The organism is Nostoc sp., from assembly GCF_036917195.1.
GTDB lineage: Bacteria > Cyanobacteriota > Cyanobacteriia > Cyanobacteriales > Nostocaceae > Nostoc.
Map to the genome: position 1 here is coordinate 62,041 of NZ_JBALDG010000026.1, position 15,643 is coordinate 77,683.

At 42.1% G+C, this 15,643-nt stretch carries 14 protein-coding genes; 8 read left to right on the forward strand and 6 right to left on the reverse strand.

What is annotated here, in order from left to right:
• Window positions 1-636: 636 nt before the first annotated feature.
• Complete coding sequence (locus tag V7K40_RS09205; protein ID WP_334958745.1) at window positions 637-837, reverse strand: hypothetical protein; 201 nt, start codon at window positions 835-837, stop codon at window positions 637-639.
• A 286-nt stretch (window positions 838-1,123) separates the two neighbouring features.
• Between V7K40_RS09205 and mnmE the strand changes: the two genes are divergently transcribed.
• From mnmE to V7K40_RS09220, 3 genes are all read left to right on the forward strand, one after another.
• On the forward strand, window positions 1,124-2,518 hold the full coding sequence (gene mnmE / locus V7K40_RS09210) for a tRNA uridine-5-carboxymethylaminomethyl(34) synthesis GTPase MnmE (protein ID WP_334958747.1): 1,395 nt from the start codon (window positions 1,124-1,126) through the stop codon (window positions 2,516-2,518).
• A gap of 112 nt (window positions 2,519-2,630) precedes the next feature.
• A complete protein-coding gene (locus V7K40_RS09215) occupies window positions 2,631-3,401 on the forward strand; it encodes an SDR family NAD(P)-dependent oxidoreductase (RefSeq protein ID WP_334958750.1) in 771 nt (256 codons plus the stop codon).
• Between the two features lie 62 nt (window positions 3,402-3,463).
• A complete protein-coding gene (locus V7K40_RS09220) occupies window positions 3,464-3,802 on the forward strand; it encodes a hypothetical protein (RefSeq protein WP_334958752.1) in 339 nt (112 codons plus the stop codon).
• Between the two features lie 911 nt (window positions 3,803-4,713).
• On the opposite strand, the gene V7K40_RS09225 is transcribed toward V7K40_RS09220, so the two are convergent.
• A complete protein-coding gene (locus V7K40_RS09225; protein WP_334958753.1) occupies window positions 4,714-6,441 on the reverse strand; it encodes a hypothetical protein in 1,728 nt (575 codons plus the stop codon).
• An 87-nt stretch (window positions 6,442-6,528) separates the two neighbouring features.
• On the opposite strand from V7K40_RS09225, the gene V7K40_RS09230 reads away from it, so the two are divergent.
• Window positions 6,529-9,825 carry an alpha-mannosidase gene (locus tag V7K40_RS09230; protein ID WP_334958755.1) on the forward strand — a complete coding sequence of 1,099 codons (3,297 nt, stop codon included), beginning with the start codon at window positions 6,529-6,531 and terminating at the stop codon, window positions 9,823-9,825.
• A 134-nt stretch (window positions 9,826-9,959) separates the two neighbouring features.
• Here the strand turns inward: V7K40_RS09230 and psbN are convergent, their stop codons facing one another.
• Window positions 9,960-10,091 (reverse strand): photosystem II reaction center protein PsbN, encoded by a 132-nt coding sequence (gene psbN, locus V7K40_RS09235; protein WP_334958757.1) that lies wholly within the window; start codon window positions 10,089-10,091, stop codon window positions 9,960-9,962.
• 85 nt (window positions 10,092-10,176) lie between these two features.
• On the opposite strand from psbN, the gene psbH reads away from it, so the two are divergent.
• From psbH to pth, 3 genes are all read left to right on the forward strand, one after another.
• Window positions 10,177-10,380: a photosystem II reaction center protein PsbH gene (gene psbH, locus V7K40_RS09240; RefSeq protein WP_334958759.1), complete on the forward strand. Its 204-nt coding sequence runs from the start codon at window positions 10,177-10,179 to the stop codon at window positions 10,378-10,380.
• A gap of 150 nt (window positions 10,381-10,530) precedes the next feature.
• Window positions 10,531-10,803: a TatA/E family twin arginine-targeting protein translocase gene (locus V7K40_RS09245; RefSeq protein WP_273765901.1), complete on the forward strand. Its 273-nt coding sequence runs from the start codon at window positions 10,531-10,533 to the stop codon at window positions 10,801-10,803.
• A 291-nt stretch (window positions 10,804-11,094) separates the two neighbouring features.
• Window positions 11,095-11,736, forward strand: coding sequence for an aminoacyl-tRNA hydrolase (pth, locus tag V7K40_RS09250; RefSeq protein WP_334958761.1), 642 nt, complete (start codon window positions 11,095-11,097; stop codon window positions 11,734-11,736).
• 456 nt (window positions 11,737-12,192) lie between these two features.
• Here the strand turns inward: pth and V7K40_RS09255 are convergent, their stop codons facing one another.
• Window positions 12,193-12,537: a hypothetical protein gene (locus V7K40_RS09255; protein WP_334958763.1), complete on the reverse strand. Its 345-nt coding sequence runs from the start codon at window positions 12,535-12,537 to the stop codon at window positions 12,193-12,195.
• 385 nt (window positions 12,538-12,922) lie between these two features.
• Between V7K40_RS09255 and V7K40_RS09260 the strand changes: the two genes are divergently transcribed.
• Entirely contained in the window at window positions 12,923-13,765 is an 843-nt protein-coding gene (locus tag V7K40_RS09260) for an SPFH domain-containing protein (RefSeq protein WP_334958765.1), read from the forward strand.
• Here V7K40_RS09260 and folP read toward each other — a convergent pair.
• Window positions 13,762-14,622, reverse strand: a complete 861-nt coding sequence (gene folP, locus V7K40_RS09265) for a dihydropteroate synthase (RefSeq protein WP_334958767.1) — start codon at window positions 14,620-14,622, stop codon at window positions 13,762-13,764. The genes V7K40_RS09260 and folP overlap by 4 nt on opposite strands.
• 52 nt (window positions 14,623-14,674) lie before the next feature.
• Window positions 14,675-15,406, reverse strand: coding sequence for a triose-phosphate isomerase (tpiA, locus tag V7K40_RS09270; RefSeq protein WP_334958769.1), 732 nt, complete (start codon window positions 15,404-15,406; stop codon window positions 14,675-14,677).
• Window positions 15,407-15,643: the final 237 nt, after the last annotated feature.

A 15,643-nucleotide genomic window follows, 5' to 3' on the forward strand; every position in this document is an offset into this window, starting at 1 on the left:
TGCGATGAAAATTAGGCAAACTTGAATAGAGACAAAGGTGAACTCTTAAACGACAGTACCTTGGTGGTAAACAATTTTCCAACTTAGTTCGCTTCTTCGCCAAATTGTCGAGCGACGAGTCATTCGCTCTCCCTGAATCAATGTGTATGTTAGAAGATAGTTTTCGGGCGCGATTTCAAGACAGTGAGTGAAAGTCTTTAGTTTCCCAAATCTCCTCAGTTGGATTTTCATACCGCTTTTCTAACGTATCTAGTATGTTATCCCGACTGTAACGGCACCCAGAGGCTCTGACTTCCCAAAAGTCAGAGTCAGTCATGTTCTCAAAGTCTCGTCTAGTTATCCCAAACTCAATCTATGAAAGATGGGTTCTCGTCGCATGAGTTCGTTCAGCACAGGCACAAGTTTTGGATCGGTGACTAAGTATGGTTCCATTTCCTTTCAACAAGGGGTTGTGTCAGTTTTTCCAGATACTCATTAAGTAGGGCATTAAACTCGACGCCGGAAGAAATTGCACAACAGGCTGAACAAGAAAAGCAACGCAGCGATCGCTTTGCGGGCAAAACTGCGAGAATTAAATATAGATCCAGATACTATTTAACCTCCAGGCTGTCTTGCTTGTGTCTGTTGGCGCGAATGCTATGGATCTTCAGGAAAAACCCATTTTGGCGGTTCTATCATTTTTTTCCGCAGACGTTCTTGTGCCAACTCCAACATTTTGTCTAAGGGAGTCTCCTCAATAAATTTTGCAGCGGCCTCTCTAAACTCGATATTGGGGCATTTTTCCTCTAAAACACAGCCATTAACACAAGCTTGGGCGCAGTTAATTTTTTGCTCCACAGTAAATTCCTCTCTCTAAAAGTTATGAGTTATAAGTTGTGAGTTATGATTTTCACCCCTAACTTCTCACTCTTTACTATCAGGCATTACCCTCCAGGTAAATTTTACCTTGCCAGTTGCCATCTAATTAGTCTAAATACCTACCATTTAGAAAGTTATGAGTTATGAGTTATAAGTTATGATTTTTACTCCTAACTCCTGTACAGACGCGATTAATCGCGTCTCTCCTAACAGACGCGATTATCGCGTCTGTACTCCTCACTCCTCACTTTTATAAAGGGCGCTCATGTCAGAAGTTTTTGCCACTACTGGAACCATCGCTGCGATCGCTACAGCTGTTGTCCCCCAACAGGGTAGCGTTGGTATTGTGCGGGTATCCGGTTCCCAAGCAATGGCTCTAGCCCAAACTCTCTTTCATTCACCAGGAGGGCAAGTTTGGGAAACTCACCGGATTCTCTACGGTTACATTCACCATCCCCAGACGCAACAACTGGTGGATGAAGCCTTATTGCTGATTATGAAAGCACCCCGTTCTTACACCCGTGAAGATGTGGTGGAATTCCATTGCCACGGGGGAATAATGGCAGTGCAGCAGGTGTTGCAACTGTGTTTGGAAAATGGCGCTAGATTAGCCCAACCGGGAGAATTTACTCTCCGCGCCTTTTTGAATGGACGATTGGATTTGACACAAGCCGAAGGTATTGCTGATTTAGTGGGAGCGCGATCGCCTCAAGCTGCCCAAACTGCCTTAGCTGGTTTACAAGGAAAATTAGCTCATCCGATCCGGCAGTTACGCGCTAACTGTTTGGATATTTTGGCAGAAATCGAAGCTCGAATCGATTTTGAGGAAGACCTGACTCCGCTGGATGATAAAGTAATAATATCAGAAATCGAGAAAATTGCCGCAGAAATAACTAGATTATTGGAAACCAAAGATAAAGGTGAGTTGCTACGCACAGGTTTAAAAGTGGCAATTGTTGGGCGTCCAAATGTGGGTAAGTCCAGCTTATTGAATGCTTGGAGCCAGAGCGATCGCGCCATTGTAACTGATTTACCCGGTACAACCCGCGATGTGGTGGAATCTCAGTTAGTTGTCGGAGGAATTCCCATACAAGTGCTAGATACAGCGGGGATTAGGGAAACAACAGACCAAGTAGAAAAAATTGGTGTCGAGCGATCGCGTCGTGCTGCCAATGCAGCTGATTTAGTCTTGCTTACCATCGACGCTTCAGATGGATGGACAGAAGGCGATCGAGAAATTTACGAACAAGTGCAACACCGTCCGTTGATTCTAGTTATTAACAAAATTGACTTATTAGAAGAAAGCGATAGAAAAATTATTCAATCCCAAATCCTAAATCCCAAATCTAAAATTGTTACAGCAGCAGCAAAAAATCAAGGAATTGATACTTTAGAAACAGCAATTTTAGAGATAGTTAAAGCCGGGAAAGTTCAAGCTGCTGATATGGATTTAGCCATTAATCAAAGGCAAGCAGCAGCCTTAACTAAGGCTAAAATTTCCTTGGAACAAGTACAAGCAACAATTACCCAGCAGTTACCTCTTGATTTCTGGACAATTGACTTACGGGGTGCGATTCAAGCACTAGGAGAAATAACCGGAGAAGAAGTTACAGAATCAGTTTTAGATAGAATTTTTAGCAAGTTTTGTATTGGTAAGTAAACCATAAATGCTCTAATTTTGCTAATCTGCGTAAGTTGGTTTAAGGGAAACGCAACCCAATATTGTTCTTAGTTTTTATTAACTTTTCCTATTGTTAAATAATAAATTAAATATGTCTTTTATCGATGAAATTAATCCTGTCAATGCATTGATTGTGGGAGCCAACCGAGGTATTGGTTTGGGTTTTGTGATGAAATTACTAGAAGATAACAGAATAGCCAAAGTTTATGCAACTTATCGTCAACCGGAATCAGCCTCCGATTTAATAGCTCTTGCAAGCGAACATTCTGGGCGATTAATTTGTCTGGAAATAGATATTACTGACGAGTTGCAGATTGTTGAAGCTGTTCAAAAAATACATACCCAAGTTGACAAACTGCATTTGGTAGTCAATTGTGTAGGACTGCTGCATGAAGATACTTTGCAACCTGAAAAAAGTTTAAGACAGATCAATTCAGAAAATTTGCTGCGCTACTTTCAGATAAATAGTGTTGGTGCTGTCTTGCTGGCTAAACATCTATTGCCTCTGTTTCGTCATGGAGAACGCAGTGTGTTAGCCACTATTTCTGCTAAATTGGGCAGTATTGGCGATAACCAACTTGGTGGATGGTATGGCTATCGCGCTTCTAAAGCAGCACTCAATATGTTGATGCGAACTGCGGCAATTGAGTATAAAAGAAGTTGTCCTAAAGCATTAATAGTGACATTGCATCCTGGTACAACTGATACGCGTCTTTCCCGTCCTTTCCAGAGAAATGTACCTGCGGAACAATTATTTTCAGTAGAACGTACTGTTACCCAATTATTGGCTGTGATCGAACAGCTTCAAGAAGGCGATAGTGGACAGTTTTTCTCATGGAATGGGAGTAGATTGCCTTGGTAACTGCGTTACGCTGGTGCTAGTGAAATTCACGTTACTTGTAACCTCAGCCTATGAAGTTTTTTGTGCCAGCAGCTAAGGATGATATTAAAGCAGAGCAGGTATATAGTGCGATCGCTCAGTCTGTCAAAGCACCAATAACCGAAAAACGTATTTGGAAGTTACAGTGGCGTGACAACGAAATTGATATGGAATGCGAGGTAGGGAAACCTTTACCATCCTCTTACCAAACTGGGAAAGAGCTAGTTTTGGTAATCTTTGAGTGTGAAAACCTTTATAAGATTTGTACTCTTACCCGTGGAGGAGTAAAGGGAGAGCCTATTTTGGTTGAAAATAATTCTCAATCCTCAGCAATATATTTTTCAGATAACAATACCTTCGTCAATTTACAAGGACTGACATAGAGCAAACCTGGATGATGCCTTTTTTTGGCTGATCGCAAAAATTGCTCCTATTTCCAAAAATCTTTGCAACAAATGAATCGATTGTAGGGGCACACCGCTGTCACTAGTGTAAACTTAAACTTTATCTTCTGTATCTTCTAAGTCCTGCAAAATAGCGCGACTTTAAGAAAAAAATCGCGACTTTAAGAAAAAAATCGTGATTTTAAGAAAAAAATCGCGACTTTAAGAAAAAAATCGTGATTTTAAGAAAAAAATCGTGATTTTAAGGGAAAAATTGTGACTTTAAAAGAGAAATCGCGACTTTAAGAGAAAAATCGCGACTTTACTAACCACAGTTTCTACCTTCAGGGTGACGGCTCCTAAAGTGGTGCAACTTGCCTAACAGCCAAGCACACACTTGTCTTGGGCTGTTTCGGCAAAAAGTTAGACACACCTTTTTGGCAAAGGTATTGCAGATAATGTAAATAATTGACTCTACATTTTAATATGCGATCGCCTGTTTGATAGAAGTAGATGCGATCGCTCTGGTAGCGTAGTAGATAAAATCAGCCCACCGCAACTCTCAAGGTATAACTAATATTCAGATTTTCTTACCTGAGTCGATGAAAGCCTTTGCAGAGGAACAAGTAGCTAAAGGCGGTTATATAGCAATACAGTTCAGTTAAGCATTTCTTCCTTCTCTTCCTTTGTGTTCTTCTCTACGAGACGCTACGCGAATGCGTCCTTGGCGGTTCGTTACAGCAGTTTTCATGTATTTGAACCACATCTGGCGTAGGGGCACAGCATTGCTGTGCCCGTAGAGCGTGGTCTATTTACCTGAAAATAGCTGTAAAAAAATTAATTTTGATAAAGAGTTAAGGCTTAACCCAAGGAGTATTTATGAGGATCATCTTTAGCAGTGAAATATTTGCTTATTTCCTCTGCCATAGCTGCCGTAACGACTCAAAAATATTTACAAATCTTTCTTCTAGCCAGAGCATAACATAATCAACCCATTCCAGAAGTTGTTCTAAGGGGTGCTTCTCATAGCCTGTTGAAGTTGCTTTGGTTTCTATCCAATCTGGCTGTGCCTCAACTTGACTACTTTGGTGAAATTGCTGTTGCAAAATTTCCCCTTTATGATCGCTTTTAGTTTGGGAAATGTGGGTTTCAATTTGTGTTGCAGAGGCGATTCCAGATGTTTTTCGACTTGCAGCAAGAACACTAGTTGGTTGTTTCCTTCGCACCAAGCCAGATCCGACTTTAGGTTGTTTTACACTCAAATTATTTTGTGGAAAATGCCCTACTGATAAATTTGGAGCTAAAGCAGGATTTGTCTTTTGAGAAAGTGTAACTGGCTCGTCAGTAACTGTTTCGGTATCACCAAATAAATCATCCCACGTTAGCCAAGGATCATCTGTTAAATCCTGTTTTTCCAACTGACTGCTTTTAAACAAGGCCTTTTTGAAGCGTGATGGTAATATTTTACCTGGCAATCTATGATCATTAGTTGTTGACTCAAGTGTTTTTCTAGTACCAACACCAAAAAAGTAATTAAGTGCCCCCTCAATCAAAGCATGAATATTCAATGTATGAGTTTCCAAAGCATCAGTATTAGGTGCAACTTCTCCCCTACCAGCTAATTGCTCTTTGCCATAAAGAAATATGTTTAACTGAGTTTGGGCAACTTGGACAATTTCCTGGCTACGTTCTTGTACAGGTACTAAAGCATTTGACTCCAACTTAGCAACGGCTATATCTAGAAACGCTAATAATCTATTTGTATTAAGTAACTCTTTTGGTATCTCCTCAGCTAAAACTGGAATATTGGCTGTATTTCCGTCAGTGAGTTTTGCTAATAATCGGTCAATTTGTGGTAGTAACTCCGTTTCTTTTTTAGCTTCGAGCAACCGCCTTTCCTTCTCTACGATAGGCTGCGCCAACGGAACGCTACGCGTAGCTTGCTTCCCCGTAGGGGTACGCGCAGCATCTCGTAGAAAAGACTGCCAGTAATTAGCAACTTCGTTAATAATTCTGTCTTCTAATTTTGCCTGCTGTTGAGGTGTTAAAATATTTAGAATTTCATTATCGGCAGTAACAAGTACTAAATTTCGATTCATCAAATCTGTAGCAATTCCGCGCACTACCGGAAGATGCTGCTTGAGAGCATTCTCTCGCGGTGAAGGGTTCAGAACTCCGGCTTTATTCTCTGTAATATTTAATGATTGAGTAAGATTAGCGTTATTTATCGAGTTATTATCACCGAATTTCAGCCGAAAAACTCCCAATAAAGCTAAGGAATTGAAAGGTTTAACTGTTTTTCCAGCAGTAGAGGCGGGTTGATCATCTGATAAATAATGGACAGTTTCTAGTACATGTTGAATAGGGGTATCAACATTTGGCATTTTGGGCTGGAAATCAGTATCATTTGGTTGTAATTTTAGTCTAGTTTGTGGTTCTTTGGTATGTAGTGTTTTCCCAGATGATTCAGATGAATGAAACAGTAGATACACTGGGTAAAGTAGTAATTCCACACCCCACTTAGTGGCAACTTGCAAATGCCGGAAGGTGTGTTCCCACTGTTCTGTCACCCGCCGAGATTGCTGGTGGACAAAGTTAAATAGTTTGCTTTGATAACGACCAGAGGAACCAGAAGACATAGTAGTAATTTTTTAGTTCAAGTCTTGTTAAGTTGTGAGACTCGCGCCAAACAATAAAAACGACCAACACCTCATCTTAGCGAAAATATGACCCCGAATGTCTCTCAATCTCATACCAAATTCATCTCACAAGCAATTGAGCAACTGCGCTCTTTTTGTCAAGTTAATCTTCAGTCTACTTGGTTATATCAGGAATCTAATCTGATTATTACTGATGTTGTAGCTGCTGATTTGTCTCATTGGCAACCTGTTCAATTGAATGCTCAAGAACATATCACTTGGACAGGCGGAAAAAAAGTACTATGGCTAGTGCAAAGATTAGTAGTGCCTCAAGATTTACAGGGCTATCCCTTAGCTGGGTTATCTTTGCGGCTGACGCTGGTTTGGTGGGCAGATTCTGCTGAGATTTATGTGAATGGGGAGTTAGTGCTGGAGGGTGATTTATTTGATTGTTCGCCTAGAGTGCTGATCAGTCAAGGGGTGACGCCAGGGGAAGAGTTTGTTGTCGCTTTGCGGTTAGTGAGTCCGGGACATAGTGATGGTGCTTTAGTGCGATCGCTCCTAGTTTATGAGTCTATTGATGATAATAATCCCGATCCGGGTTTTGTGGCTGATGAGTTAGCTGTGGTGCAGCTTTATTTGCAAAAGTTTGCGCCACAGAAGTTGGATGTTTTGGCGGCAATGGTGGGGGAGGTAACGAACCGCAGAGGCGCAGAGGACACGGAGGAAGAGAAGGGATTAGTAAGATCGTTTTTGTCCCTACGCCAAAACCTAATTCAATCCGACATCTTAGCCCCACTTCAAAAGTGGGGTTGGGGGGATCAAAAATCTAAAATTTTATTGTTGGGTCATGCTCACTTAGATTTAGCATGGCTATGGCGTGTGAGTGAAACTTGGAATGTGGCGCAAAACACCTTTGAGTCGGTTCTGAAGTTGCAAGCAGATTTTCCTGAGTTAATTTTCTGTCATTCGACTCCCGCACTTTATGCTTGGATTGAGGAACATCGCCCGGATTTATTTGAAGCAATTCAAGCACAGGTAGCCGCTGGACGTTGGGAAGTTGTTGGCGGGATGTGGGTGGAACCGGAACTCAACCTGATTGCTGGTGAATCAATAGTCCGTCAGCTATTATATGGTCAGCGTTACATCCAAGAAAAATTCGGTAAGCTTTCAACTATAGTTTGGGTTCCAGATAGTTTTGGTTTCTGTGCAACTTTACCGCAGTTTTTCGTTAATGCCGGAATTGAGTATTTTGTCACGCAGAAGTTGCGGTGGAATGATACTACTAAGTTTGATTATGGGGCTTTTTGGTGGCGATCGCCTGACGGGAGCGAAGTCTTTAGTTTGATGTCTGCACTTATCGGTGAAAGCATTGACTCAGTTAAAATGGCATCCTATGCTCTTGAATGGCAAGCCCAAACTGGTTTACCAGAATCCCTCTGGCTTGTCGGTGTCGGCGACCACGGCGGCGGCCCCACCCGTGATATGTTAGAAACTGCCCAACGCTGGCAAAAGTCACCTTTGTTCCCAGATTTAGAATTTACAACGGCTGAAAAGTATTTACAGCAAATCAGTAAAGAAGGCAAAAAGCAGGAGTCAGTAGTCAGTAGTTATAATTCTCCCCCTGCTCCCCCTGCTCCCCCTGCTTCCCCTTCCTTCCCCACTTGGAATGACGAACTATACCTCGAATTCCATCGCGGTTGCTACACTACCCACGCAGATCAAAAACGTTGGAATCGTCGTTGTGAAAATTTATTGTATCAAGCTGAACTATTTGCTACCTTGGCAACTGTAAGCTGTGGCGTGACATATCCCAAAGCAGAAATCGAAGCAGCTTGGAAACTGGTGTTATTTCAGCAGTTTCACGATATTTTACCTGGTTCTTCAATTACCCAAGTTTATCTGGATGCGTTGCCCCAGTGGCAACAAGTGGAACAAGTGGGAACGAAGATATTAGATAAATCACTCTTAGCGATCGCATCTCACATTACCCTATCAGAACCACCAAAATCTGATAGTTTGCCTATTTTCGTTTTCAATTCTCTCAATTGGCAGCGTTCTGAGGTAGTCTCTGTAGCCTTACCTACGCCAGCAACAGCTACCCAAGAATGGCAAATTTACGATACTTCTGGAAAGCAACTCGTCTCACAAATATCTGAACCATCAACGCTACTATTTCTCGCCAGCGAAATTCCACCCGTTGGCTACCGCATATTTTGGCTTTCCCCCTCATCCCCCTCATCTCTCCCATCCTCCCCACTCCTCCCAGACTGGATTTTAGAAAATGAATTCCTGCGAGTCGTCATTGATCCTGACACCGGAGATTTATCAAGTGTTTTTGATAAAACTTATCAACGAGAAGTTTTGAGTGGGGCGGGGAATCAACTACAAGCTTTTAAAGACAGTGATCAATATTGGGATGCTTGGAATATAGACCCCAATTATGCCCAGCATCCCTTACCTTCAACAAATCTTCAATCTATTCAGTGGCTAGAACAAGGCCCAGTGCAAAGTTGTGTGCGCGTGGTGCGTCAGTTGGGTGAATCGGAATTTTGCCAAGATTATATTCTGCAAGCTGGTTCACCTCTGCTGAACATAGCTACTACCGTCAATTGGCAAGAAAATCATGTATTGGTGAAAGCAGCTTTTCCTCTGAATGTTGAAGCAGACTTTGCTACCTATGAAATTCCCTGCGGCGCGATTCGCCGCCCAACTAAACCAAAAACCCCCGCAGAACAAGCAAAATGGGAAGTTCCCGCTTTGCGTTGGGCTGATTTAACAGCAGAAGACACACAGAGAAATACCGCAATCCCAAATCATTATGGTGTCAGTTTACTAAATGATTGTAAATACGGTTACGACAGCAAACCAAATCAACTCCGCTTGACACTTCTACGCAGTCCTAATTGGCCGGACTTAGAGGCTGATAGAGGTTGGCATGAATTTACCTATGCCTTGTATCCTCATGTTGGTAGCTGGGAATCAGCCCATACGGTACGGCGTGGCTATGAATTGAATATACCGTTGCAAGTGCTATTGAATCCTGTTAATCAAAACCCAGATAAAAATTCTCCCCTCTTTGCTAGCAAAGAGGGGTTAGCGGTGAAGTTTCTAGATTTATCAGCTGAAAATTTAATCTTAATGGCCTTGAAGCCATCTGAGGATGACCCACAGCAGTTAATTCTGCGGTGTTATGAATGTCACGGAGAAACAGCCGAGTTATCTTTGCAAAGTGATTTAGGGTTAAATCTAAGAGATACAGTAGATTTGTTAGAGCGTTTTTCTAGTACTGAATTCTCATCTCAGCAACAAATCTTGACGATACAGCCTTGGAAAATCGCCAGTTTCAAGGTGATACCAGCGATTAATCCCAAGCTTGGATGAGTCAATATAGACCTAACCCCCAGCCCCTTCCCTATAAGGGAAGGGGAGTAAGATTCAAAGCCTCTCTCCTTTTAGGAGAGAGGTTTGGAGAGAGGTCAAGCTCTACTAGCATTGACTCCTAACTCCTAACTCTTTTAATCTTCGTGATCATCAAACGGATCGTTCAATTGCTTGCTAGGAGGGCCAAAGGAGGTATAAATCGACACTCCTGTGATGACAATCACCACGGCAGCTACAGAAATACTAAGAACTATTGCGGGTTCCATAATTGAGGGATAGATTATGAGTGCTATTCTTATAGAATATTACAGAAGATTAAAAAAAGCTTTGGCAAGTAATCTTAGGTGAACTATGGCACAAAGGACTAGGTTGGGAGATATCCTGAAACCACTGAACTCTGAGTATGGGAAAGTGGCTCCAGGTTGGGGTACTACCCCTGTGATGGCTGTTTTTATGGCGCTATTTTTCGTGTTTCTGCTGATTATTCTGCAACTTTACAATAAATCACTGTTGGTTCAGGATGTACTTGTCGATTGGCGGAGTTTAGGACGCTAAGGAATACATAGCTATCAAGTTTGGATAATAAGTTAAGTTACACCCGGTTCGTCCGGGTTTTTTTGTCAACGCTCAGTTCACACTAACTATTGAGTAGACTACATAATATGTGAGTTTCTATAGTGATTCTATAGTTTACAGGAGACAAAAATGAATATATTTGGTATCGGTCTGCCGGAAATGGCTGTAATTATGGTAGTGGCATTGTTAATCTTTGGCCCAAAGAAGCTGCCAGAAATTGGTCGGAGTGTGGGCAAAACAATTCGTAGTTTCCAAGAAGCTTCCAAGGAGTTTCAAAACGAGTTTCAAAAAGAAGCAGAACAGTTAGAAGAAACTGTAAAGACTACTGCTGAATTGGAACCTAAGCAAATCCATCCTGCTAAATCTGAGCAGGATACCACTAGTTCTTCCCAACTTAGCTAGGAGAGTACACTATACCAATTTTGGATTTCGGATTTTGGACTTCGCGGAGCGTGTCGCAGACAAGCCTCTCGTTCGCGGTAGCATCTCCCCTTGGGAAAAGAGAAGGCTTTAAGCTGCGCTATCGTCAATCTAAAATCACCAACCCCTATACCCTTGTGGTTTTTTCAATCCAAAAGACGCTCGGAGACTCGCTCTAAGCGAAGCTATGCTGTTGGCGCAGCCTCTCGTAGAGAAGGCTTTACGCTGCGCTAGCGCAAATCTAAAATCTAAAATTGTTTGACTGTAGGCAAAATGACAGAAGCTGTTACGCAACCAGCTTTGGTGATTCCCCAGCTAATTGTCGGGTTGGGGAATCCAGAAGCTAAATACGACCAAACACGCCATAATATCGGCTTTGCTGCTCTAGAAACTCTCTCCCGTTCTTGGCGCATTCCCTTAGCAGAAAACCGCAAGTTTCAGGGTGAGTATGGCGAAGGTATGGCCCCAGGTGGAGGTAAGATTCGCTTGCTAAAGCCGTTAACTTATATGAATCGCTCAGGACAAGCAATACAAGCGGTGACAAGTTGGTATAAATTGCCTCCTGAGTTAGTGCTGGTGATTTATGACGATATGGATTTGCCCTTGGGGAAAACTCGCCTGCGGTTATCTGGTTCAGCTGGGGGACATAACGGCATGAAAAGTGCGATCGCACATCTTAGTAGCCAAAACTTTTCCCGTTTGCGAATCGGTATTGGTAAACCGAAAGGTGCAGCTAATAATGATGATTCTGATGCTATCTCCCATGTGTTGGGGCGATTTTCCGCAGCCGAAAATCAGCAAATGTCTCTTGTACTTCAGTTCGTGGTTGAGTGTATTGAACTAAGCCTCAAGCAAGGAGTAGAAAAGGCGATGAATCTTTGCAATAGCCGCACCATTAATAATTCTGAGTCTTAGGGGTGGATAAATACTGCCTTTGGTAGAGGTACAGAAAAAACTCATTGGTGTCAACTTAAGCTAAAACTCCTTTAAAACCTCGTTAAGAGTCTCTGGCTGGAAATAATACCTTACAGCGGCTCTGGAGCTAGTCTTGAGGCGATAGCCCCCCATTACTCATTCCCAGTCAGAGACTCTTGAGCAGACAATCTCTAAAAGCTGGTTCTATAGCGATTCTCATTTGAATGAGGTACACGGGTAGGGACACGCTATTGCCATGTTCTACTTTGTATCTATCTTTATATCTGGTTAATCATTTTTTCTGTACTTTATACCAATTCTCTAAAATAAGGCAACAGATGTAAGCCGGGAAAGGCTTGCTGCATCTAAATTTCTCAATTGTGAATTGCGAATTGCGAATTGCGAATTGGTATTAGCTACTAATAAACATGAGAAGATAGATTATATTTACAAATTTTAAAAGTTGATTCTGCCCTCATTCAATAATTTATATCCAGCTGCTAATGCGGCGAAAGCAATTATGAAATTCCATAAGCTAGTTGGCTTTAAAATAACTCCACCGCTTAAAAAAATTAGTACTATGCCAATGCCTAGAAAAATCCATCCTAAGTTACCAGTTTCTCTACGAAAAAAAACCAATGCAAATACACCTGTCATAGTTGCCAAAACTGAAGCTGTAGCAGGTAATCTACCGTAAAAATATGAATAGTAACTGCTAACAAATATGATATTTTGACCAAAAAAGTATAAGCCGATGAAAAGTAGGATTAAACCTATAAGTTTGATTAACAACCTGCCCATAATATTTTTACATTTTTAATGGCTGAAGCCAATTTAAATCCGATTATAGTGGAGTTTTTGAAATTATCATAAATTTTACATTAATTATATAATATTAAGTGTATATACTGAATATAATTCCCAACTGTCTGAAGATATCAGTACAAATAATGTTGATTAGATAAAGTAGTCCTTGCCAGGGTGTGATCAAGGTGCTTTAATAGCGATCGCATTCTGCGAAACTCTCCTACTTACAGAATATGTACAAGCCGTGCAGCGACTCGACATCAGACATCGCTGCTAGTGTTGATAAAATTACAGACTCAAAACATTAAACTCAAAGATATGACAAGCTAGTAGCATATCCTTGACACTAAATTCTCCCAAAAGCTGAATAGGAGTATGTATGGAGCCAATCATTTTTATAGTTTTAGTGCTTATAGGTTATGCCTTAGGTTCTGCAAAACTGATTAATCAAGGTAATGAAGCCCTAGTCGAACGCCTGGGGCGGTATCATCGGAAACTTAAACCTGGGCTGAACTTTATTGTTCCCTTGGTCGATCAGGTTGTGATGGAAGATACTACACGAGAGCAGTTTTTAGACATCAAACCTCAGAATGTGATCACCCAAGATAATATTTACGTAGAAGTGGATGCTATTGTATACTGGCGGATTAGAGATATTGAGAAAAGCTTTTATGCTATTGAGGATCTGCAAGGGGCACTGACACAGGTAACTACAACCACACTGCGGGAAATCATTGCCCAGAACACCCTAGAGCAGACCAATGTCTCGAGGGCGGAGATGGACACAGCCCTCTTAGACCAGTTGAATAATATAACGGTAGATTGGGGAATTGATATTCTCCGGTTAGACCTTCAGAGTATTACACTACCTGAGAGTGTACGAAAGTCGAGGGAAGAGGAGCAAGCCGCTGTAATCAAAAAACGGGCGCTGATTACTGAAGCAGAAGGGGAAAAGGAAGCTGCCATTAAGAAAGCAGAAGGAACTATGGCTTCAGTGCAAATCATTTCTCAAGCTCTCCGTTCCAATCCAGATACTAGGGACATTTTGCGGTATCTTGTGGCTCAAGATTACGTAGATGCTAGCCAAAAACTTGGTGAGAGCAATAATGCCAAAATTGTCTTTATAGACCCAGCCAATTCAAGTGAAATGTTTCATGAGTTGATAGGCCACCCAGAAAATCCAGAAGGTAACGGCAAAAAACACGAAAACGGTAATACTTAACAGTGACCCTGTGCGGCTTGTCTCAATAGGGCATCAGCTACTAATGAAACCTGGCGCATTTCTTGAACATCGTGAACTCGCAGAATATCAGCGCCATTAAAAATAGCAGCACAACAAGCTGCTGCGGTTCCCCAAACTCGGGCTTTTGGATCTGGTTGATTTAAAATGCGACCAATGAAACTTTTGCGAGATGCTCCTACCAAAATAGGGCAGTTGAGTGATGCCAGCGATCGCAAGCGGCGAAAAATTTCTAAATTTTGCTCATAGTTCTTAGCAAAGCCAATACCAGGATCAATAATAATTTTATCCCGCTCAATGCCCGCAGCAGTTGCTACCCCAATTTGCCTCGCCAAAAAACTATAAATCTCTTTGAGCAAATCTTGATAATCAGTCTGTTGTTGCATTGTCTGTGGCGTTCCCCGGATGTGCATTAAAATAATCGGCACACCTAACTCTGCCACTGTTGGCAACATTTCTGAGTCAAAAGTGCCGCCAGAAATATCATTAATAATATCCGCTCCAGCTTCTACAGATGCCCTGGCTACAGCAGCACGAGTTGTATCCACAGAAATCGGGATTGAAATTTCTGGTCTTAGCACCTGTAACACCGATAGTACTCGGTCAAGTTCCTCCGCCAGAGTTATTTGCTTTGCCCCTGGTCGAGTTGATTGACCGCCCACATCGATAATGTCAACACCAGCAGCTACCAGTGCTTGCGCCTGTACTAAAGCAGCAGAGGTAGTGTTAAACTCACCTCCATCGCTAAAGCTATCAGGCGTCACATTCAAAATGCCCATCAAATAAGTCCGCTGTCCCCACTCAAAACAGCGTTCTCGAATTATCAAGTTGCTTGGCATAAATCTACATTAGGCATTCCCATGCAGAGCATGGGAACGAGAAGAAGGCACATTACACTGACTGAAAATTCACAATCCGAGCGAAACTCTCAGGTTCTAGACTTGCTCCTCCCACTAAAACACCATCAATTTCTGGTTGAGCCATGATTTCATCAATATTATTTGGCTTGACTGAGCCGCCATATTGAATTGATACATTCGGATTACTCAACTTGCTCCGAATTAAGCCAATTATCCGATTCGCCTCCGTTACTTCACAGGTATCACCAGTACCGATCGCCCAAATAGGTTCGTAGGCAATCACCAAATTTTCCTGATCAATATCTACCAAACCTTTGTCGAGTTGGAGAGTAATCACTGATTCAGCTTCTCCCGCATCTCGTTGTTGTTTAGTTTCGCCAACACAAACAATTGGGGTCAAACCAAACCTTTGAGCAGCTCGGACGCGCAGATTAACGGTTGCATCCGTTTCGCCAAAGTATTGCCTTCGTTCACTATGACCGACAATCACAAAGCGCACACCAATTTCTGTGAGCATTGGGCCAGAAATCTCGCCTGTATAGGCTGCATATTCTTCCCAATGGACATTTTGTGCCCCCAGGTGGATGAGGCTACCGTGCAAACTCTGGGACAAAAGGCTTAAATCAGTGAAAGGAGGGCACAATACTACTTCTCGCCCTTGGGGGCTTTCGTCTAAGTGTGGCAGAAATCCTTGTAAAAACTCCTGGGTCTCTGCCTGGGTTTTGAACATTTTCCAGTTGCCGGCAATAACGATTTTCCGCACAGGTAATTTAGTCAAGATTCTAACGAGTTATTTAGATGCATTTTTCAGTTTATGACTTTTTGTTAGCCATTAGTCCACTAGTTGGGCATTGGGAATAGGGGATGAGTCTTTAATACTTGCTGACGAGTCTTTGATACTTGTGAATGAGTCTTTAATACTCGCCGACGAGTCTTTGAACTCCGTTAATGAGTCTTTAATACTCGCCGACGAGTCTTTGAACTCCGTTAATGAGTCTTT

What these genes read in the sequence shown, in the direction of transcription:
- mnmE (WP_334958747.1), top strand. Translation starts at nt 1,124, where the DNA reads ATGTCAGAAGTTTTTGCCACTACTGGAACCATCGCTGCGATCGCTACA.
- V7K40_RS09215 (WP_334958750.1), top strand. Translation starts at nt 2,631, where the DNA reads ATGTCTTTTATCGATGAAATTAATCCTGTCAATGCATTGATTGTGGGA.
- V7K40_RS09225 (WP_334958753.1), bottom strand. Translation starts at nt 6,441, where the DNA reads ATGTCTTCTGGTTCCTCTGGTCGTTATCAAAGCAAACTATTTAACTTT.
- V7K40_RS09230 (WP_334958755.1), top strand. Translation starts at nt 6,529, where the DNA reads ATGACCCCGAATGTCTCTCAATCTCATACCAAATTCATCTCACAAGCA.
- psbN (WP_334958757.1), bottom strand. Translation starts at nt 10,091, where the DNA reads ATGGAACCCGCAATAGTTCTTAGTATTTCTGTAGCTGCCGTGGTGATT.
- psbH (WP_334958759.1), top strand. Translation starts at nt 10,177, where the DNA reads ATGGCACAAAGGACTAGGTTGGGAGATATCCTGAAACCACTGAACTCT.
- V7K40_RS09245 (WP_273765901.1), top strand. Translation starts at nt 10,531, where the DNA reads ATGAATATATTTGGTATCGGTCTGCCGGAAATGGCTGTAATTATGGTA.
- pth (WP_334958761.1), top strand. Translation starts at nt 11,095, where the DNA reads ATGACAGAAGCTGTTACGCAACCAGCTTTGGTGATTCCCCAGCTAATT.
- V7K40_RS09255 (WP_334958763.1), bottom strand. Translation starts at nt 12,537, where the DNA reads ATGGGCAGGTTGTTAATCAAACTTATAGGTTTAATCCTACTTTTCATC.
- V7K40_RS09260 (WP_334958765.1), top strand. Translation starts at nt 12,923, where the DNA reads ATGGAGCCAATCATTTTTATAGTTTTAGTGCTTATAGGTTATGCCTTA.
- folP (WP_334958767.1), bottom strand. Translation starts at nt 14,622, where the DNA reads ATGCCAAGCAACTTGATAATTCGAGAACGCTGTTTTGAGTGGGGACAG.